We start from the raw sequence: 17,857 nt of genomic DNA, 5'->3' as shown, positions 1-17,857 counted from the left end.
GGAGGAGACGACATATGGCTCACCTGAGATTGCCTATTTCCGACTACATTCGTGAGTACGGACCGCACGTCTCGGACTCGCCCGTGACCGGGTGGGGGCCGAAGCCCGAGCCCGACAGGCTGGTCGAGACGCACTGCTGCTTCTGCGGGATGCAGTGCGGCGTGAAGCTGCAGGTCAAGAGCGGCCGTGTCATCGGCATCGAGCCGTGGGAGGAGTTCCCGTTCAACGAGGGGCGGCTCTGTCCGAAGGGGGTCAAGCGGTACATGCAGACGCACCACCCCGACCGCCTGACCGACCCGCTGATCCGCGAGGGGGCCGGGTTCAGGAAGGCGGGCTGGGACGAGGCGCTCGATCTCGTCGCGTCGAAGGCGCGCGCGATCCAGGCGAAGCGGGGCAAGGACGCGTTCGCGATGCTGAGCGGGGTCTCGCTGAGCAACGAGAAGAGCTACCTCGTGGGCAAGTTCGCGCGCCTCGCGCTCGGCACCGCCAACCTGGACTATAACGGCCGGTTCTGCATGGTCTCCGCGGGCGCGGGCAACAAGAAGGCGTTCGGGATCGACCGCGTCGCGAACCCGTGGGACGACATCCCCGAGGCCGGCGTCGTGCTGCTCGCGGGCACCAACGTGAGCGAGTGCTTCCCGACGCTGACGCACTACATCTGGAAGGCGCGCGACCGGGGAGCGAAGCTCATCGTGGTCGATCCGCGCGAGACGCCCATCGCCCGCACCGCCGACCACCACGTCGCGCTTCGCCCGGGGACCGACAGCGCGCTCAACCAGGCGCTGCTCCACGAGCTCGTCGCCAACGGCTGGTTCGACCGGGAGTTCGTCGAGCAGCGCTGCACGGGCTGGGCCGAGCTCCGCGCCTCGGTAGAGCGCTGCACGCCCGAGTGGGCCGGCGAGATCTGCGGCGTCCCGGCGGCGCTCATCCGCGAGGTCGCCGCTGCGTGGGGGCAGGCGAAGACGAGCTTCCTCCTGCACGCGCGCGGCGTGGAGCAGCACACGAAGGGTGTCGAGAACGTCCTCGGCCTGATCAACCTCGTGCTCGCCACCGGCAGGATCGGCCGCAGGGGCTGCGGCTACGGGACCATCACGGGGCAGGGCAACGGGCAGGGCGGGCGCGAGCACGGGCACAAGTGCGATCAGCTCCCCGGCAACCGCGACATCGAGAACCCGGAGCACCGCAAGCACATCTGCGATGTCTGGCGGATCTCCGACGCCGAGCTGCCGCGCAAGGGCAAGACGACCGTGGAGATCGTCGAGGCGATCCACGCGGGCGGGATCCGCGGGCTCCTCAACATCTGCTTCAACCCGATGGTCAGCCACCCCGACACGGGCTTCACCCGCGAGGCGCTCGAGAGGCTCGAGTTCTTCTGCGTCATCGACTTCTTCATGAGCGAGACGGCCCGCTACGCCGATGTCGTGCTGCCGGGCTCGCTGCACGAGGAGGAAGAGGGCACCTCGACGACGGCGGAGGCCCGCGTGGTGCGCATCCGCGCCGCCGTGGAGCCGCCCGGCAACGCGCGGCGGGACACGTGGATCCTCCTCGAGCTCGCGAGGCGGCTCGGGAAGGAGGAGCACTTCCGCTTCTCGAGCAGCGAGGACATCTTCAACGAGCTGCGCCGCGCGAGCGCGGGAGGGACCGCCGATTACGCGGGCATCACCTACGAGCGCGTGGAGCGGGAGATGGGGGTGTTTTGGCCCTGCCCATCGGAAGGGCACCCGGGCACCCCGAGGCTCTTCGAGGACGGGAGGAGCTACCACCCCGACGGCAAGTTCAAGCTGCTCCCCACGCCTTACCGCCCGAGCGCGGAGGTGCCCGACGCGGAGTTTCCGCTGTACATGACCTCGGGCCGGAGCGTGTTTCATTACCTCAGCGGGACGCAGACGCGGCGGATCAAGTTCCTTGTCGAGAAGAGCCCCGGGCCGATCTGCGAGATGCACCCCGCGCTCGCGGCGCGGCTCGGCCTCGCCGATCGGCAGCTGGTCACGGTCGAGACCCGGCGCGGCGGGATAACGGTCCCGCTCCGGATCGTCGAGACGATCCGCCCGGATACGGTGTTCCTCCCGTACCACTGGCCCGAGAAGCTCGCCGCCAACCAGCTCACGGTCCGCGCGCTGGATCCCGTGAGCAAGATGCCGGAGTTCAAGGTCGCGGCGTGCAGGGTGCGCGCCGCCACGCGCGGCGAGGCCGATCTGGCGCGGTCGCTGTTCGCCGAGCTCAAGCTGGAGGCCTCATGAGCGCTGTTGTGCGTGATTTCTTCATCGATTTTCAGCGGTGCATCGGCTGCCAGGCGTGCGCCGCGGCGTGCTCGGAGTGCCACACGCACCGGGGGTTGCCGATGGTGCACGTGGACCTGGTCGCGCCGGGCGTGTCGCTCCAGACCGCGCCGATGGTCTGCATGCATTGCGCCGATCCGACCTGCGCGTCGGTCTGTCCCGCGGACGCCATCAAGGTCGACGAGCACGGGATCGTGCACTCGAGCCTCAAGCCCCGGTGCATCTCGTGCGGCAATTGCGAGCTCGCGTGTCCGTTCGGAGTCCCGATCATCAAGATGGAGATCCAGCAAATGCAGAAGTGCGACATGTGCTTCGACCGGACGAGCGCAGGGAAGAAGCCGATGTGCGCGACGGTCTGCCCCACGGGCGCGTTGTTCTACGGGACGCGCGAGGAGATCGCGCAGCAGCGGCCGGCGAGCAAGCCGATCAACCGCTGGCGCTTCGGCAAGCAGCGGATCGCGACGCGCGTGCACGTGATGGTGCCGCACGACGTGGACGAGATGGCGGTCGACCTGCCCGCCTTCGACGAGGGCGGCGGCCCCGCGGCGCTCGCGGTCGCGCAGGCGGCGGGCGCGCGCGACGGGCGAGCGCCGGACGAGGCGGGGCCGGAGGCGGAGTTTCTGTGATGGGCGCGGAGGATCTGCCCAAGTGGCGAGAGGACTTCCCCTACGAGTCCGAGGGCGATGACCACGTGACCCGTCGCGACTTCGCCCGCTTCCTCGTGCTGCTGAGCGGCGGGCTCGCGACCGGCAACGCCGTGGTGTACCTCCGCTCGCGCCGCCCGCCCGCGGAGCCGTCCGGCCGCATGGAGATCGCGCGGGTCGGCGATCTCGCGCCCGGGAGCGCCGTGGTCTTTCGCTACCCGGACGAGACGACGCCGGCGCTGCTGATCCGCCGCGAGAACGGCGAGCTCCTGGCGTTCGAGCAGAAGTGCTCCCACCTCGGATGTCCGGTCTCCTATGCGCGGGAGGGCGGGGAAGAGTGCCTCCGGTGCTACTGCCACAACGGCCGCTTCGACGTGGCCTCGGGCGAGGGCACGTCCGGTCCGCCGCGCGACCTGCGGCCGCTCGGGCGCATCGTGCTGGAGGTCGAGGGCGGCAAGGTGTTCGCGGTAGGCCTCTCGCGGCGGCGTGCGACGTGAGGTGAGCGATGCCGATCCCTGGACCGAAACACGATCTGCGCCCTGGGGCGAAGGGCGCGATGAGCGCGAGGCTGCTCGCCGTGGCGATGCTCTGCGCGTTCCAGTACTGGCTCCTGACGTCCACGGTCGAGGCGTACAACGGCGGCGATCGCGACATCCCGCTGCCCGCGCTCGCGACCTCGCTGGTGTGCTTCGCGCTGGGCGCCGGCCTTGTCGCGGCGGGGGAGCTGTCGGCGCGGAGGGCGCGCCGGTGGCCGCCGCGCGACGCGTGACGCCCGGGCGCGGCGCCTGGCCGTCCGCGCGGGGCTGGCCAGGTCCCGTGGTACTGGGTTGACGCATGCGCATCGCCTGGATCGTCTACGGAGCCCTCGACCAGACCACGGGCGGCTACATCTACGATCGGCTCGTCGTCGAGCGGCTGCGCGGCCAGGGCGACGCCGTGGAGGTCGTGTCCCTCGATCCGGCGCCGCGGTCGCGGGCGATCGCCGGCCTCGCGCTCGCGCGGCGCCTCGCCCGGCTCGACCCCGCCGTGGTGGTCGGCGACGAGCTCTGCTTCCCGGAGCTCGGGCCGGCGTTCGCGGTGCTGCCGCGGCGGATCGCGCGCGCGCTCCTCGTCCACCACCTGAGCGCGTGGGAGCTCCCGCCCGGCCCGCGGCGCGCGGCGCTCTCGCTCGCGGAGGCGGCGGTGATCCGCCTGTGCGACGCGCACCTCGCGACGAGCGCGACGACCGCGGCGCGGCTCCGGCGCGAGCTCGGGCTCGCGCGGGTCGACGTGGCGACGCCGGGCGCGGACCGGCTCCCCTTGCTCGCCCGCGCCCGGCGGGACGGCGGCCCGCTGCGGCTCCTGTTCGTGGGGAGCTTCATCCCGCGCAAGCGGCTGCTGGAGCTCCTCGCGGCGTTCGAGCGGGTCGGGAGCGCGCATGCCACGCTCGTGCTCATCGGGGACGCGGCGCGCGACCCGGCCTACGCCGGGCAGGTGCGCCGCGCGATCGCCGGCTCCGCGTTCCTGCGGGCGCGCGTCTCGGCGCCAGGCGTGCTCGGGGACGAGGCGCTCGCGGCCGAGCTCGCGGCGGCGGACGCGCTCGTCCTGCCCTCCTCGCTGGAGGGCTACGGCATGGTGCTCACGGAGGCGGTCCGGGCCGGCGTCCCGGTGCTCGCCGCCCGCGCCGGCGCGATCGCGGAGGCGGTCCAGGACGGCGCGGAGGCGCTGCTCTGGGACGACGTCGAGGACCCCGCGCCGGCGCTCGCCCGCTTCCTCGAGGACGGCGCCCTCCGGGCGAGCATGAGCCGCGCGGCGGCCGCCCGGGCCGCCACGCTGCCCACCTGGGACGGCACCGCGGCCGCGGTGCGCGCGGCGCTCGCGCGCGCGACGGGCGGATGAGCGGATGAGCGGATGAGCCGATGACCGGCTCGGCGAGGAACGGGCAGGAGCGCGCGCCGGGGCGCCGGGCCGTCACGCCCCCGCGAGCAGCGCCGCCGCTTCGTCCTTCAGCCATCGCGTGAGCGCCGCGTCGTCGCGGGCCCCGCGCGCCACCTCCGCCGCGTCCCGCGCCTCGCCCAGGCGCACCCGCACGTCGACGTCGTCGAAGCCCGGCAGCGCCGCCTGCAGGAGCGGCGCCAGCGTGGTGATCCCGCGGCGCTCGGCCCACCGCGTGATGGCCAGCCGCTTCGCCCGCGGCGAGTGCACCCCCGAGACGATCGCCACGGCGGCGCGCCCCCCTGCCGCCGCGGCCGCGCGCAGCAGCGCGCCGGCGCTCGGCTGCCACTCCGCGAGCAGCGCGTCGCCCTTGCCTGCGAACGCCGGATCCGCCTCGATGCGCCCCGCGGGGAAGTGCAGCAGCGCGCCCCCGCGGCGCAGGTGCCGCAGCGCGCGGCGCACGCCGGCCGACCGCGCCGCGAGCGCGGGCGCGCCATCCTCGTCGATCGGCACGAAGAGCAGCCGCTGGCTCACGTGGGGCAGCGCCCGCAGGAACCGCCGCTCGGCCGCGACGATCATGAGGTCTTCCCGGCCGAGCGCCGCCATCAGCGCGAGCGCGTCGTAGGCGCCGGGGTGGTTGGACACGACGAGCAGCGCCCCGCGCGACGGCGGCGCCGCGTCGGCCCTCCAGCGCGCCCCGAAGCCGGCGAGCGCCTCCCGCGCCGCGACGTGGAGCCCGGCCTCGCCGGTGCGCCGATCGAAGCGCGCGAGCACGCGCCCGAGCGGCCACGAAGGGACGGCGAAGGCGGCACGCCCGGCGCGGCGCACCCACGCCGGCGCCCCGCCGAGGCCGAGCGCCGCCACCATCTCCGCGCCGGACAGGTTCGCGAGCTCTCTCTCCAGCGGCTCCGTCATGTCGGCGTCTTACTCCGTGTCGACGCCGCCTCGCCAGCGCCGGCGCTCCGCCCGCTGATATCGCCCAGCACGATGGGACGCGACCTGTGTCGCCTGTCGGGTTTGCGTCGGGGCGCGCCGCCTCTGGGTTTGCGTCGGGGCGCGCCGCCTCTGTATGAAGGGGGCCATGAACGCCACGCCCCCTGCCATGGATGACGCGATCGGCCGCGGCGACGCGGCTGCGCGTCCTCGGCGGACGCTCGCGGATCTCCCGGGGCCGCCGGGCTTGCCTGTGATCGGCAATCTGCTCGCGCTCCACCCCGACCGCTGGCACCTCGAGTTCGAGCGGTGGTGGCGCGCCCATGGGGACCTGTTCGTCGTGCGGATGGGCCGACAGCCGGTCCTCGTCGTCGTCGACGGCGAGCTCGTGCGCGACGTGCTCCAGCGCCGCCCCGCGGTGTTCCGGCGGGTGCGCGCCATCGAGGCCGTGTCGCGCGAGGCGGACATGGTCGGCCTGTTCTCGGCGGACGGCGACGCGTGGCGGAAGCAGCGGCAGCTCATCCACCCGACGTTCCACCCGAGGCACGTCGAGGGCTTCTTCCCGAGCATCCGCGACATCACGGGCCGGCTGCGCGAGCTCTGGGCGCGGGCGGCCGACGAGCGCGCCGCCCGCGACGTGCTCGGCGATCTCATGCGCTACTCGGTCGACGTCACCTCGTCCGTCGCCTTCGGCCGCGATCTCAACACGCTCGAGCGCGGCGCGGACGCGCTCCAGGAGCACCTCCAGCGCGTGTTCCTCGGGCTCAACCGGCGGATGCTCGCGCCGCTGCCCTACTGGCGCTACCTGGGCCTCCCCGCCGACCGCGCCTACGACCGCGCCCTTGTCGCGGTGAAGCGGCTCATCCTCGAGCTCGTGACCGCCGCGCGGCGCGAGCTCGAGGGCGGCGCGGACCGGCCCGCGCGCCCGCGGACGCTGCTGGAGCTCATGATCGCCGCGCGGGACGGCGAGGACCCGAGGGCGCGCCTCTCGGACGCCGAGGTCTACGCGAACGTGCTCACGATGCTGCTCGCGGGCGAGGACACCACAGCGAACACCCTCGCGTGGATCCTCTATTACCTGGGCTCGCGCCCCGACGTGCAGGCGCGCGCCCGCGAGGAGGCCGATCGCGTGCTCGGCGGCGGGCTGATCCCGACGCTGGAGCAGTGCAAGCGCCTCGAGTACACGGGCGCCGTCACGCAGGAGACGCTGCGCCTGCGCTCCGCCGCCCCGCTGCTCTTCCTCGAGGCGAACCACGACACCGCGGTGGGCGACGTGGCCGTGCCCGCTGGCGCCGGCGTCGTCGCGCTCACGCGCGCGACGGGGCGGAAACCCGAGTATTTCGGCGATCCGGAGTCGTTCCGCCCCGAGCGCTGGCTCGGGGGCGCGCCCGCGACGCTGCCCCACGAGCCGAGGATGGCGCTCGCGTTCGGCGGCGGGCCGCGCGTCTGCCCGGGCCGCGCGATGGCGCTGCTGGAGTGCGCGGTGACGGTCGGCATGGTGCTCCGGAGCTTCACGGTGCACCTCGCGGATCACACAGCTCCGGTGGGGGAGCGGATGGCGTTCGCGATGCAGCCGGAGGGGCTGCGCATCCGGTTCACGAGGCGCGCGAGCGCGTGAGATCACGGGGCGCTCGCGCGCGTGGCGGGGAAGCGCCGGCGCTCCGGCTCACTGCACCTTGGCGAGGGCCGCGTCGTAATCGGGCTCCTGCGCGATCTCCGGGACGAGCTCGACGTGGAGCACCTTGTTCTGCTCGTCGAGCACGAGGACCGAGCGCGCGAGCAGGCCGGCGAGCGGACCGTCGACGAGCGTGACCCCGTACTTCTGGCCGAAATCTCCCCGGAACGTCGAGAGGCCTTCCGCGTTCGAGATGCCCTCGGACGCGCAGAAGCGGGTGTGCGCGAACGGCAGGTCCGCCGAGATGTTGAGCACCGTCACGCCCGGGAGCTTCTCGGCGCGCTCGTGGAACGTACGCACGGATCTCGCGCAGACCGGGGTGTCGACGCTCGGGAAGATGTTGAGGATCTTCTTGCCGGAGTACGACGAGAGCTTGCGCTCGGAGAGGTCGGTCTTCACGAGCGTGAAATCGGGGGCGGTCGCGCCGACGGACGGCAGCTCGCCGGCGGTGTGGATGGGGCTTCCCTTGAACTTGGTCTGAGCCATGGTCGCATCCTCCTCTGTGCTCTGTGCAGCTGTGCGGCAGCGACTCTCGTAGGCGCGCCGGGGGCGGACGCCAAGCAGAACCAGCCAGACCGCCTCGGCCAGAGCTCCGCTCGTCCGGCGTGCGGACGCTGCGCTGGCCGGGCGGTCTTGCCCGCGCGATCGTGCGAGAACGTGCGAAAACGTGCGAAAACGTCGATCGTCCGCGCGCGCGCTCAGCGGAGGGGCGAGCGATGGACCAGGGGAAACGGCTCGACCTCGCCGTCATCGGGGTTGGTCGAGTCCCTGCTGTACCCGATCTCCTGCTCGGCCGTCGTGATGACGAAGGGGCCCCCGATCTCCTCCGGCTCCACCCTGTCTTCGTAGTCTTCGGTGGTGTCGCCCCTGCCCGATGTCGCCGAGGCGACGTACTGCTCGGCGATCTGCTCGGCGAGCTCGTCGAGCACCTCGGGGGGGCCGTCGCCGGGGTCGGGGATGAACGCATCTCGGCTCTCCGCGCGACCGGCGCTCCTGCGCGCCGCCTCCACGAACTCATGGCTGTGGGTCCTGCTCGTGGCCCGCAGGGTGCTGTCTCGCTTGGTCTGCATGGATGATCTCCTCGCTCGGCGGCGCGCTCTCACGCGCTCTCGGAGCCGCCGCCCTTCCGCTGTTCTGATGGCGAGAGATGCACCGCGTGTACCATGCCGCTGGATGGCTGATCCGCGCGCGCCACGGCGAGCAGATGGGACCGGCGCTCGCACCCCGCGAGATGCGCGCTGCGCTGGCGTGGGATCGGTGGTGCGTCGTGCCACAGCGGTCGCGACGGGCCGGTGGCACGATGCCCCGGCCCCGCGCGGCCCTTACCAGTCGAGCTCTTCGCGGATGGCCTCCGCGAGCTGCTGGGCCATGAGCGCGTTCGTCTTGACGCTCGGGTGGTAGTCGCAGCCGAGCCCGTTCGCCGCGCCGTCCTGCGCGGGGAACTCGAGGACGCGCACCTTGTCGTCGCCGTCGTCGTTCCGGTCCTCCACCACCTGGCCGATGTAGGCGCGCGCCCTGGTGAGCGCCTCGGCGCCTTCCGGGTACGAGTCGCTCAGCATGGGCCCGATGGTGCAGAAGATGAACGCGTCCGGATAGTTCGTTCTGACCGTCTCGACGAGGCCCGCGTAGGCCTGGGTGAACGGCGCGCGAAACTGGGCGTCGCCCGGGACGTTGATGCTGAAGTCGTTCGTGCCCAGGTTGATCACCACGACCTGCGGCACCCAGGACGAGAAGTTCCACGCGGGCTGCTCCTCGTCGGCGATCGTCCGGCCATAGATCTCGGGCATGGTGGGCGCGACTTCACCGTTGTAGTTCCGGTACACGCCTCTGCCGGACCACGCGACGATCGTTGTATCGGCCCCGACAAGCCGCCCTGTCAGCGCGCTGTAGGCGAGGTAGTTGTTCTCCGTATCGCTCGTGAACGGGCAAGTCTCGTTGGCCCCATCGACGCCGTAGCCGGCGGAGATCGAGTCGCCGATCACCTCGATCCGGCGCGCGGGCGCCGCCGGGACCGGCAGGAGCGCCTCGCCCTGCTCCGGGACGAACTCGAGGAACTGCGACACGCCGACCAGCGGCTCGGTGCGGCGGTGGAGCACGAGGTCGTGCTCGCCGTCGGGCAGCCCGTCTGCGACCGTGTAGAGCTCCTCCTCGCTGTTGACCTTGAGGACGCCCTTCGCCTCGCCGTCGATCACCACCTGGAAGAAGTTGGATTGAGCCGCGGTCGACTCATCGTTGAAGCGGACGCCGAGCGACGTCCCCGAGAACCGCGTGACGATCGCGCTGCCTGCCCAGGAGAAGCGGGGGCCCTCGGCGTTCGTCGTATCGAAGCGCCCGATGAAGCGGATGGTGTCGCTGGAGGGGTCTCCGCCGCCGGCGCCGCCCGCGCTCGACGAGGTCGTGCCGGGATCCGCGCCGCCGCCGCCGCCTCCGCCGCCTTCGTCCGTGCCGCCGCCGCCCGTGCTGGCGGCGCTGCTCGAGGTGGATGAGCCGCCGCCGGAGCCCGTCGTTCCAGTCGTTCCATTCGAGTCGTCGTCACCGCAGCCGGCCAGCGCCGACCAGGCGATGCAGCAGACGGAAGCGAGCTTCGGGAGGGTGGAGTAAGCTTGTCGTTTCATGCGCGCGAGGATGCTCTAGCTCCGTGGCGCGGACAACTCCAATCTCCTCCTGCGCGCCGGGGCAGACACCGCGGCGCGGGCGTCGAGCTGCGGAGATCGGTTGATCTCAGTTCCAGGTCCGGTCCTGGCTCTGGGCTCTGGAGCGGCCGCCGTCCTCGGCGGGGGAGCGCTCGCGGTCGCGGCCTTGCGAGGCGCGCACGTCGTCGCGCTCGTGGACGCGGGTCGAGTACCCCTGCGGGATCTCGTCGCCCATGAAGCGGCCGAACCCGGGCCGGCGCTCCGGGCGATTGTACGTGTCGCCGTATCCGCGGAGCTCCTGGCTGCGGCCGCGGCCTCCGCGCTCCTCGCCGCGGCCCTGGTATCCGCCACCGTGGACGCCTCGGCCGTCGTGGTGGCCAGGGGCGTTTCGCTCCTCGCCGCCTCGATATCGATCCTGGTCATCGCCGCGCCCGTAGCCGTCGCTGCGATACCAAACCTCGCGTCCCTGGTAGTCGTCTCTTGTGGCGTCGCGGCCCTGGTAGCGCTCGCGGCTCTGGTAGTCGTCTCGCGTGGAGTCGCGGCCCTGGTAGTCGTCTCCTGTGGAGTCGCGGCCCTGGTAGCGCTCGCGGCCCTGGTAGTCGTCTCGCGTGGAGTCGCGGCCCTGGTAGCGCTCGCGGCCCTGGTAGTCGTCTCTTGTGGAGTCGCGGCCCTGGTAGCGCTCGCGGCCCTGGTAGTCGTCCCGGGTGGTGCCGCGGCCCTGGTAGTCGTCTCGCCCGTCGTCGTAGCCCTGGTAGCGCCGGCTCTGACCCTCCTCGTCGCGGCCGTGGTCGCGGCGCCCGTAGGCCCCGCGGCCCTGGTCCTCGCCCGGCCCGGAGAAGCCGCGGGCCGCGTCGCGGCCGTAGTACGCCTCGCGCCCGTAGTAGCCGCGGTTCTCCTCCCGCCCTCGCTGCGCCGAGCCGAACCCTCTTCGCTCGTCCTCGGCGCCCCGCCCGCTGAAGTGGTCGTCGCGCCCGCCGATCCGCTCCCACGAGGGGCTGTCCTGTCCGTAGGCGCGGCGCTCCTCGGGCTCGCGGTAGCCGCGCGCGCCGGCCCCGCCCTGCTCCTCCCAGCGCCGCTCGGCTCCGCCGCGATCGTCCTGTGCGTGCTGGCCGCCCGCCCTCCACGCGCCCCTGCCGTCTCCGCGCCCTTGCTGACCGTACGGCTGCGGCATCTGTCCCAGCTCGCCCTGCCGGCTGCCGCCGCTCTGGTTCGCGTAGTTGCCGCGGCTGTACGACCCTCGCTCGAACGCGTCGCGCTCCCCCTCGTGACCGCGGAATCCGCGCTGATCGTCGTCCCGTGGCGCGCGCCACCGCTCGTCCCGGTGACGCCAGTCGTCGCGCGGCCCCTCGTCACGGAAGTCCCGGCCCTCGTAGCGATCTCGTGCCATCTCGCTCTCCCTCTGGGTGCTGGTGAACAACTGTCGAGGCTCACGCAGGTGGTCACCTCCGTGAGCAGCGGGCCCACCCCGGTCAGCGACGGTCAGCAACCGACGTGCCCAGTTGAAACCCGGTTGGAATCCGGTCGAGAGGAGAAGAGCGCCGGCGCTCCGACAGACGGCCTCGCAGGCCGGATCGCGCCCCCGCGCGACAATGCGCCACACGCTGGGGCAAGCTGTCACGCAGGCGCGGCTCGTCTCATCGAGGACGAGCTCGCCGGGCCTGCACGGCGGCCCGGTTCGGATCCGGGGCGGAGAGACAGGGAAACAGGGAAACTAAGAGGAAGAGCGCCGCGTGCAGCGGCGCTCACCCGGCCCTCAGTAGCGCGTCTCGCAGGGGTGCTGATCGGCGAACGCCTTCACGGCGGTCTTGTTGGACGACCACGGGAAGTTCCGATCGGTGATCGACCACGAGAGCGCGCCCGCATACCCCATGGTGTAGAGGTCGCCCACGAACTTGTCGTAGCGCACGTCCATCTCGGCCATGTTGATGGGGAACTCGCCCATGACGACCGGCTTGTCGGTGAGGCCGTACTCGGAGAGGGGCTTGCTGTAAGGGAAGTAATCGTTGACCCAGCCGTACATGTGGACCTGGTAGAAGTCGACGTCCGAGCGCGTCCACGCCTGACCCCACTTGATGGCGGCGCTGCCGACGCTCACGGGCGCGCCGGTCTCTCCCCTCAGCACGGCGGCCGATTCCTTGGCGAGCGCCTCCATCTGCTGGTGTGTGACGAGATCGAACTTGCTGGAGTCCCCCTCGAACGCGGGGTCGCCGCCGTAGAGGCTCGGCCCGGTCATCGCCCACTCGGGCTCGTTGATGACGTCCCAGGCCAGCATCCGGTCGCTGTGCGGGCTCGACGCCACCGTCCGAGCGATGGGGCGGACGACGTTCTCGATGAGCTTGGCGCGCCGGCCCGCGTCCGCGACGATGGGCCCCATGCTCGCGACCGACAGGCCGTTCGGCGGATTGTAAGACGTCTTGTAGAAGCCATCGAAGGAGAACAGCGTGAACATCACGTTCACCTGCGCCTGGTCCGCGAGCTCGAGCGCCGCCAGGATGTCCTGCGTCGAGGTGCCGCCGAGCCCGGTCGGGTTGCCCTGTGCGTCGAAGTTGATCTGGTCGCCGTAGAAGCGGGGATAGATCCACCAGCGGACCACGTCCACGCCGTTGGCGCGCATGTCCTGCAGGTCGGCGAGCACCTGGCTCTTCTTGCCCGAGATGCCCGCCTGGCTCCACTTGGACTGACCGCCGAAATCGGCGCCGAAGTCGCGCCAGGCGTAGTTCACGCCGTACATGAAGCGGAGGCGGCAGGCGATCTCGACCCCTGCCTCGAACGGGCACTCGTCCTCTTCGGCGCCGGCGCAGGCGCTGGGCTCTCCTCCACTGCTGGTGCTGCTGCCGGCCACGGGGTCGCCGCTGCCCGTGCTCGCGGGTCCGCCCGTGGGCTCGCCGGCGCCCGCGCCGGAGCCCGTGGGTGTGCCTGCGCCCGCGCCCGAGCCCGCGGGTGTGCCTGCGCCCGCGCCGGAGCCCGTGGGCGTGCCGGCGCCCGAGGAGCTGCTCCCGGTGACGCCGCTGTCCCCCGCTTCGCCGCCGGCGCCGCCGTCGCCGCCGCCGTCCGATCCGTCGCCACAGCCGAATCCAGCCACGGAGAGCTGGAGAACCCCGACAAGAAAAAGCCAGTTGCGCATGCCCGATTATCACCAGAAACGCGCGCCGGACCAGCCCGAACTCTTAATCGGTTCAGTGACTCACTGCGCAACGTTCTGCTCTTGCTACAAGATCGTGGTCGCAGCGGCCCTGATGAAGATCAAGTGAACTTCGCGGGGCACCTGCGGTATCGCCGCTTACCTGGACGGCCCGCGCGGCCTCGGGTGGATCCCCATGTACGCGGCCGCGCTCTTCGCGGAGGGATCGTCCGGGTAGCGCTCGATCAGGTCTTCCGCGAGGCTGCGGGCCTGGCCGATCCGGTCCAGGCGAACGAGCGCCCGCACGCGGAGCATGCCGCGCTCGGCGGCGCGGGGGCTGTCGCCGAAGTCGCGCGACGCCGCGTCGTCGAGCCGGAGCACCTCCTCGGGGTTGCTCGTCAAGGCGGCGCGCATGCGGTCGATGATGCTGGCCTCGGGGTCGGTGTCCGGCGCCGGCTCCGACTCCTGTGCTGCGGCGCTCACGGTGGCAGCGGCCGGCGGGGCAGCGGGGGGGACGACGGGCGCCTCCTCGCTTCGCTGCGGCCGGGGGGCTGCGCTGGACTCCGCGCTCGGCGGGCGCGCGTCCGGGGCGGGGCGCTCATCGCGATCCACGAAGAGGAAGGCCGCCGCGGCGAGCGCGGCGACGGGGAGGCCGATGAGCAGCGCGCGACGAGCGCCGGACGGTCGGGGGGCGTCCACGGCGGCGAACGTAGCGCGGAGGAGCGGCCGGCGGTAGCGGACGGAGCGAGCGGACCGCGCAGGAGGGGGCGAGCCGCACAGGGGCGATGGCCGCCGCCATCCGCGCGATCTCGGGCCGGCCGCCCCGCGCGCCTCGCGGCGGTGCTGCCGACGGTGCGAGGCAGGTCTACCCTATGGCGCGGCGCTTGACAGCATTTGGGTCTTGCTGCGCAGAGCCGATACGTGAGATTTTTTTGTGTGAGGGAAGATACAAAAAACGACAAGTATTGCTTGGAACGCCCAGGTCATGACCTCGTATCCGAGCTTGGATGGCTCCCGCCCAGCTGGCCGCTGAGTCGTTTGGCAGCCGCTACGAGGCACCCGGCGAATGAATCCGACGGAGCTCAGCGAAGAAGATCTCTGGCTCGCTTTGGACGAGCGTCGCACCGATGCGGAGCGCGCCTTCATCACGGAGATGTCGCGTCGAGCCTTGGCGTGGCGCAGCCTGGGGGTTCCCGGCGACCATCTCCTCGGCACGGTCGGACCGTTCGTCATGCTGCTACTCGACGTCTCCGCGGACGGAAAGGTCCTCCGAACCCTCCGGGTCGATTTTCACGAATCACGCATTGTGGTTGGAGAGGATGAGACGTTGCAGGCCGCCACAGACCTGGACGAGGAGAATCCACGCGTGCTCGTGGTCAAAGAAGGGTCGCCCTTGGCTCTCGCGACCGCGGCCGCCGACTGGATGGAACGGGAGATCCTGCGGCCCATCGAACGTCACGAATGGGTGCGAGAGGACTTTTGTCACCAGAGGTATGTGTTGTCGGACAGTGGAGAACCCCTGTGCTGGTCGGACTCCCACAACCAGAAGAGGCCCGACTTGGGCCCACCAGACAGGACTGTCACCGTGCGAAGCTACCATGTCCAAGGTCGCGGCTGATTGCTCGCAAGGCGAACACAGCGAGCCGGCGCGTGACCCGATGATGCGCAATGCGACGACGGAATCTTGCGAGCTCGCGCGCTCGCCGAGCCGGCGGGGCGCGCTGGTGGGGTCGCCTCGGCGCTCGTGGCTCCGCGCACCAGGCATCGCGCGCAGGTAGAGTCGAGCGCCTCACCGGCGAAACACGCGTGACGCCCTTGACGTGCGGGTCGGTTTGCTCTTCGCTTTCCCCGGCCATGAAGCTCGTCATCCGCTCCGCTGGCGTCTGGGGGCATGCCAATCTCCGGACGTGGGCGCCCGACGAGCCCGACGCGTTCGCCGAGCTCGTGATGCTGGACGTCGGGCCCAGAAAGGGCGCGAGCGCGGATTCCTCTTCACCCTCAGGGTGGCCACGCCCGCGGGGCTGGACCGGCTGGAGGCACGCGATGGAATCCTGGCCACCCGCCCGCTGCTCGTGATGCGCCGGTACGACTTCGATGATCTCTGGCGCTGGCTCGAGCAGACCGTCGCGTCGTGCGAGGCCGAGACCTGGCCCGCCTGCGTCGAGAACCTCCGGCGTTACTTCGCCTGGGAATACGAGAGCTACCGGGAACCGTGACACGGCGCGCGCTCTCCTGTTCGCCCCCCGCTCCTCGCCGCAGCGCAGGTGCGCGGCGCGTGCGGCGGCTCCTCCAGCTTGCCGCCCCGTCGGTGCTCGTGGCCGCCCCGGGGGGTACCGCCTGAACGTCGAGGGGAGCTTCGCCAGGAAGGAGAACGTCGATGGCAGACTCGCTCCACCCGTACCAGGATTTTGCCGCTTGCCACCCGAAGTTGCGGGAAGCGGTGTCTGAGGTCGTCGCCTACTGGGAGCCCGATGCGGTCCCTATCACGGTCGGCTTCGGCAGCATCGGTCGTGCTCTCGTCCAGCTCGAATCCGACCTCGATGACGCCACGCTCGATGAGGTCTCGCGGCTCGTGGAGCGTTCGCTGTCGGGAAGCGGCCCGGAGGCCGATGCGGTGGCCACGGGGCTCCTGGAGGCGATCTGCGCCCAGAGTGTTCGTGACCCTGCCGCCGTTGCGCGCGTCGTCTCACGTCTGGGAGCGGATGCGCGAGCGTACATTCGGGCCTGGGATGCCTTCACTGGAACGACGACGCCGGGCGTCACGTAGTCGTGCCGGTGGCCATGAAGGGAGTGTCTCGATGCCCACCACGAAGCCCGTACGGGTTTTGATGTCCGCACCTTTCAAGGCAGATCCGCTGAGCTTTGCGCCGGCTCGTTCGAGGAGAGAGAAATGAAATGGACGATCTTTCTAGAGGAGTACGCCAAGCACACGGCGCTCAACTTGGGCCAAGTGATGCAAGGCGTCCGATACTTCCATTCTCATCCGGACTGTGATGAGGTCGCGGCGCGTGGGACCTTGAAGCACTGTTTCTCGTCGATGTCCCTTCGGGCGAGGCGAGTCGCGAACGACCTCTTCTTTTCGATGATTCCACCTCACTGGCATCACACGCCGGACGAGCTCCACGGGATGCGAGCGATCCCGATCAAGAAGTGGTTCTTCTACGGCTATTCTGCCTGGCAATTCGACGAGTCCGGGGAGGTCAGGACCGACCTTGACGGGAGAGAGGATCGAAGATGGGATCCGCGATGCCGAAAGCCACAGACATGACGGGTGGAGCGCCTGACGCTCGGCTTGCAGCGGACGTTGCGTCGCGCCGCCGCTAAAGCCGAGCGTCAGGCAGACGAAGTGTTGGCCGGGCGGGGGACCCTGGGCCGCCTGAGCGGAGCCGCACCGTGGGTGAGCATTCCGCATCACCGGAGAGGCTGGGAAGCCTGCGCGGGGAGTGATAAGGTGTCCCGCCGTGGGGCTCTTCGATCGCTGGCGAAAGCGCGCCGACGCTCCCGCGGCTTCGCCGGCGGACGATGAGCACGTCGTCGTGCCCAAGGGGCATCGGGTCGACATCCACCGCGTGAGCCCGTTGCCGGGCTTCGCTCGCTCCGCTGCGGGCGTGTGGCTGGCATACGTGGGCGGCAGCAGCGACGAGCTGGAGGAGGATCTCGATCGCGTCCTCGGCGAGGTCGAGATGCTGCTCAGCGGCCCTCGGCCGCAGATCTTCCTCGCCGCGGACCACGGGCTTCTTTCTTCCCTCATGGCGCCCGCGGACCCAGCGCTCACCCCGATCTCCGGTCACCTCGTGTGGAGCCTCGACGCTGCTGCCCTCGCGGGAGCGCCGCGCGCGTCCGCGCTCGTGCAACGCCTGCTCCGGCGCATGTACGTCACCTCGCGCGCCGCGATCACGCAGAGCGTGTTCGCGCTGAGCAACGATGCGGCGCCGGCGCGCGCGGTCGTGACGCTGATCCGCGAGCTCGGTATCGGGGTGCGCGCGCCTGAGCCGAAGAAGCAGGCCGTCCTCGTCGAGGTGCACCGGCCGGAGGGCGTTATCCTCTCCGCGCTCCCCGGCACGCCGTACGAGGAGGCGCACGCCGCGGGCGCCTGGGCGCGCGAGGTCAACGCGGAGAAGGATCTCGCCGCGGGCGATCGCGAGCGGCGCGCGCGATTGGAGGAGGAGGAGCGTCGCGTGCTGGAGGAGCGCCTCGCGCCGGCCGGCGGTGCAAGGCGGGTCGCGGCGGTCGATCGGGCGCCGCGGCTCCGTCGGCTGCTCCTCGCGGTGGGGAGTGAGGGCGGCGCCGCGGCCAAGACGGCGCTCTATGACGAGCTGCTCGGCCGCGAGATCCCCCTGCTCTTCATGATCGACCCGAGAACACGCGGGATCCACCTGCGCGCCTGGCCGGGCGGCTTCGAGGCGCTGGCGGTCTACGCCGACAACGCTTCGCTTCTCACGAGCGCGCGCGATCTCGGGCTGCCGATGGGCTCCTTCGCGATCGCCGGGATGGAGCCCGCGGCCCTGTTCTCGTGGGGAGCGGGCCAGGGCTGGGCCGTGGCCATCTGCGTGTTCGCCGAGTCGGGCGAGCCTGTCTATGTGCCCATCCACGCGGAGGAGGTGCGCTCGCTCGCGGCGGGGCGCCCCGGAGCGGCCTGAGCAGGACCTCGCGACGGA

General features: G+C 71.4%; 18 protein-coding genes. 11 read left to right on the top strand and 7 right to left on the bottom strand.

All coding sequences use genetic code 11. From position 1 onward, the window contains the following. Positions 1-14 precede the first annotated feature (14 nt). From WMF19_RS32375 to WMF19_RS32355, 5 genes are all read left to right on the top strand, one after another. Positions 15-2,240, top strand: coding sequence for a molybdopterin oxidoreductase family protein (locus tag WMF19_RS32375; protein ID WP_437893908.1), 2,226 nt, complete (start codon positions 15-17; stop codon positions 2,238-2,240). After that, a complete protein-coding gene (locus tag WMF19_RS32370) occupies positions 2,237-2,905 on the top strand; it encodes a 4Fe-4S dicluster domain-containing protein (RefSeq protein ID WP_437893907.1) in 669 nt (222 codons plus the stop codon). The genes WMF19_RS32375 and WMF19_RS32370 overlap by 4 nt, the downstream gene beginning before the upstream one ends. Then, entirely contained in the window at positions 2,905-3,420 is a 516-nt protein-coding gene (locus tag WMF19_RS32365; RefSeq protein ID WP_437893906.1) for a ubiquinol-cytochrome c reductase iron-sulfur subunit, read from the top strand. Before WMF19_RS32370 ends, WMF19_RS32365 begins: the two co-directional genes overlap by 1 nt. A gap of 8 nt (positions 3,421-3,428) precedes the next feature. Then, positions 3,429-3,692 carry a DUF6755 family protein gene (locus tag WMF19_RS32360; RefSeq protein ID WP_437893905.1) on the top strand — a complete coding sequence of 88 codons (264 nt, stop codon included), beginning with the start codon at positions 3,429-3,431 and terminating at the stop codon, positions 3,690-3,692. A gap of 65 nt (positions 3,693-3,757) precedes the next feature. Then, positions 3,758-4,801 carry a glycosyltransferase family 4 protein gene (locus tag WMF19_RS32355; protein ID WP_437893904.1) on the top strand — a complete coding sequence of 348 codons (1,044 nt, stop codon included), beginning with the start codon at positions 3,758-3,760 and terminating at the stop codon, positions 4,799-4,801. A 72-nt stretch (positions 4,802-4,873) separates the two neighbouring features. Here WMF19_RS32355 and WMF19_RS32350 read toward each other — a convergent pair whose 3' ends face one another. After that, the gene (locus WMF19_RS32350; protein WP_437893903.1) at positions 4,874-5,752 is read right to left on the bottom strand and encodes a 1-acyl-sn-glycerol-3-phosphate acyltransferase; all 879 of its coding nucleotides are present in this window, start codon (positions 5,750-5,752) and stop codon (positions 4,874-4,876) included. A 166-nt stretch (positions 5,753-5,918) separates the two neighbouring features. On the opposite strand from WMF19_RS32350, the gene WMF19_RS32345 reads away from it, so the two are divergent. Beyond that, the gene (locus WMF19_RS32345) at positions 5,919-7,388 is read left to right on the top strand and encodes a cytochrome P450 (protein ID WP_437323737.1); all 1,470 of its coding nucleotides are present in this window, start codon (positions 5,919-5,921) and stop codon (positions 7,386-7,388) included. Positions 7,389-7,436: 48 nt separating this feature from the next. Here the strand turns inward: WMF19_RS32345 and tpx are convergent, their stop codons facing one another. The 6 genes from tpx to WMF19_RS32315 all read right to left on the bottom strand — a co-directional run bounded on the left by tpx (position 7,437) and on the right by WMF19_RS32315 (position 13,898). Continuing rightward, the gene (gene tpx / locus WMF19_RS32340; protein ID WP_437323736.1) at positions 7,437-7,931 is read right to left on the bottom strand and encodes a thiol peroxidase; all 495 of its coding nucleotides are present in this window, start codon (positions 7,929-7,931) and stop codon (positions 7,437-7,439) included. Positions 7,932-8,143: 212 nt separating this feature from the next. Continuing rightward, positions 8,144-8,515, bottom strand: a complete 372-nt coding sequence (locus WMF19_RS32335) for a hypothetical protein (RefSeq protein WP_437893902.1) — start codon at positions 8,513-8,515, stop codon at positions 8,144-8,146. 252 nt (positions 8,516-8,767) lie between these two features. Then, a complete protein-coding gene (locus WMF19_RS32330) occupies positions 8,768-10,060 on the bottom strand; it encodes an SGNH/GDSL hydrolase family protein (protein ID WP_437893901.1) in 1,293 nt (430 codons plus the stop codon). Positions 10,061-10,166: 106 nt separating this feature from the next. Then, complete coding sequence (locus WMF19_RS32325) at positions 10,167-11,465, bottom strand: hypothetical protein (RefSeq protein ID WP_437893900.1); 1,299 nt, start codon at positions 11,463-11,465, stop codon at positions 10,167-10,169. A 366-nt stretch (positions 11,466-11,831) separates the two neighbouring features. Beyond that, positions 11,832-13,202 (bottom strand): endo-1,4-beta-glucanase, encoded by a 1,371-nt coding sequence (locus tag WMF19_RS32320; RefSeq protein WP_437893899.1) that lies wholly within the window; start codon positions 13,200-13,202, stop codon positions 11,832-11,834. 156 nt (positions 13,203-13,358) lie between these two features. Continuing rightward, positions 13,359-13,898: a tetratricopeptide repeat protein gene (locus tag WMF19_RS32315; RefSeq protein ID WP_437893898.1), complete on the bottom strand. Its 540-nt coding sequence runs from the start codon at positions 13,896-13,898 to the stop codon at positions 13,359-13,361. A 367-nt stretch (positions 13,899-14,265) separates the two neighbouring features. Here WMF19_RS32315 and WMF19_RS32310 point away from each other — a divergent pair, with 367 nt between their 5' ends. The 5 genes from WMF19_RS32310 (at position 14,266) to WMF19_RS32290 (ending at position 17,839) form a co-directional block, all read left to right on the top strand. Next, complete coding sequence (locus WMF19_RS32310) at positions 14,266-14,817, top strand: hypothetical protein (RefSeq protein ID WP_437893897.1); 552 nt, start codon at positions 14,266-14,268, stop codon at positions 14,815-14,817. A 385-nt stretch (positions 14,818-15,202) separates the two neighbouring features. Next, complete coding sequence (locus WMF19_RS32305; RefSeq protein WP_437893896.1) at positions 15,203-15,415, top strand: Imm8 family immunity protein; 213 nt, start codon at positions 15,203-15,205, stop codon at positions 15,413-15,415. Positions 15,416-15,576: 161 nt separating this feature from the next. After that, on the top strand, positions 15,577-15,966 hold the full coding sequence (locus WMF19_RS32300) for a hypothetical protein (protein ID WP_437893895.1): 390 nt from the start codon (positions 15,577-15,579) through the stop codon (positions 15,964-15,966). Positions 15,967-16,089: 123 nt separating this feature from the next. Further along, positions 16,090-16,467 (top strand): hypothetical protein, encoded by a 378-nt coding sequence (locus WMF19_RS32295; RefSeq protein ID WP_437893894.1) that lies wholly within the window; start codon positions 16,090-16,092, stop codon positions 16,465-16,467. A 193-nt stretch (positions 16,468-16,660) separates the two neighbouring features. Beyond that, the gene (locus WMF19_RS32290) at positions 16,661-17,839 is read left to right on the top strand and encodes a hypothetical protein (protein WP_437893893.1); all 1,179 of its coding nucleotides are present in this window, start codon (positions 16,661-16,663) and stop codon (positions 17,837-17,839) included. Positions 17,840-17,857: the final 18 nt, after the last annotated feature.

Origin of the sequence: Sorangium sp. So ce124 (assembly GCF_051525235.1) — a bacterium.
Lineage (GTDB): Bacteria > Myxococcota_A > Polyangia > Polyangiales > Polyangiaceae > Sorangium > Sorangium atrum.
The sequence above is the reverse complement of the archived record's forward strand: the minus strand, read 5'-3'. Positions and strand labels throughout refer to the sequence as shown.

Bases quoted from the DNA above. Each gene is read 5' to 3' on its own strand.
- WMF19_RS32365 (WP_437893906.1), top strand. From the start codon at position 2,905: ATGGGCGCGGAGGATCTGCCCAAGTGGCGAGAGGACTTCCCCTACGAG.
- WMF19_RS32300 (WP_437893895.1), top strand. From the start codon at position 15,577: ATGGCAGACTCGCTCCACCCGTACCAGGATTTTGCCGCTTGCCACCCG.
- WMF19_RS32295 (WP_437893894.1), top strand. From the start codon at position 16,090: ATGAAATGGACGATCTTTCTAGAGGAGTACGCCAAGCACACGGCGCTC.
- WMF19_RS32345 (WP_437323737.1), top strand. From the start codon at position 5,919: ATGAACGCCACGCCCCCTGCCATGGATGACGCGATCGGCCGCGGCGAC.
- WMF19_RS32330 (WP_437893901.1), bottom strand. From the start codon at position 10,060: ATGAAACGACAAGCTTACTCCACCCTCCCGAAGCTCGCTTCCGTCTGC.
- WMF19_RS32310 (WP_437893897.1), top strand. From the start codon at position 14,266: ATGAATCCGACGGAGCTCAGCGAAGAAGATCTCTGGCTCGCTTTGGAC.
- WMF19_RS32375 (WP_437893908.1), top strand. From the start codon at position 15: ATGGCTCACCTGAGATTGCCTATTTCCGACTACATTCGTGAGTACGGA.
- WMF19_RS32320 (WP_437893899.1), bottom strand. From the start codon at position 13,202: ATGCGCAACTGGCTTTTTCTTGTCGGGGTTCTCCAGCTCTCCGTGGCT.
- WMF19_RS32355 (WP_437893904.1), top strand. From the start codon at position 3,758: ATGCGCATCGCCTGGATCGTCTACGGAGCCCTCGACCAGACCACGGGC.
- WMF19_RS32335 (WP_437893902.1), bottom strand. From the start codon at position 8,515: ATGCAGACCAAGCGAGACAGCACCCTGCGGGCCACGAGCAGGACCCAC.
- WMF19_RS32360 (WP_437893905.1), top strand. From the start codon at position 3,429: ATGCCGATCCCTGGACCGAAACACGATCTGCGCCCTGGGGCGAAGGGC.
- WMF19_RS32350 (WP_437893903.1), bottom strand. From the start codon at position 5,752: ATGACGGAGCCGCTGGAGAGAGAGCTCGCGAACCTGTCCGGCGCGGAG.
- tpx (WP_437323736.1), bottom strand. From the start codon at position 7,931: ATGGCTCAGACCAAGTTCAAGGGAAGCCCCATCCACACCGCCGGCGAG.
- WMF19_RS32370 (WP_437893907.1), top strand. From the start codon at position 2,237: ATGAGCGCTGTTGTGCGTGATTTCTTCATCGATTTTCAGCGGTGCATC.
- WMF19_RS32325 (WP_437893900.1), bottom strand. From the start codon at position 11,465: ATGGCACGAGATCGCTACGAGGGCCGGGACTTCCGTGACGAGGGGCCG.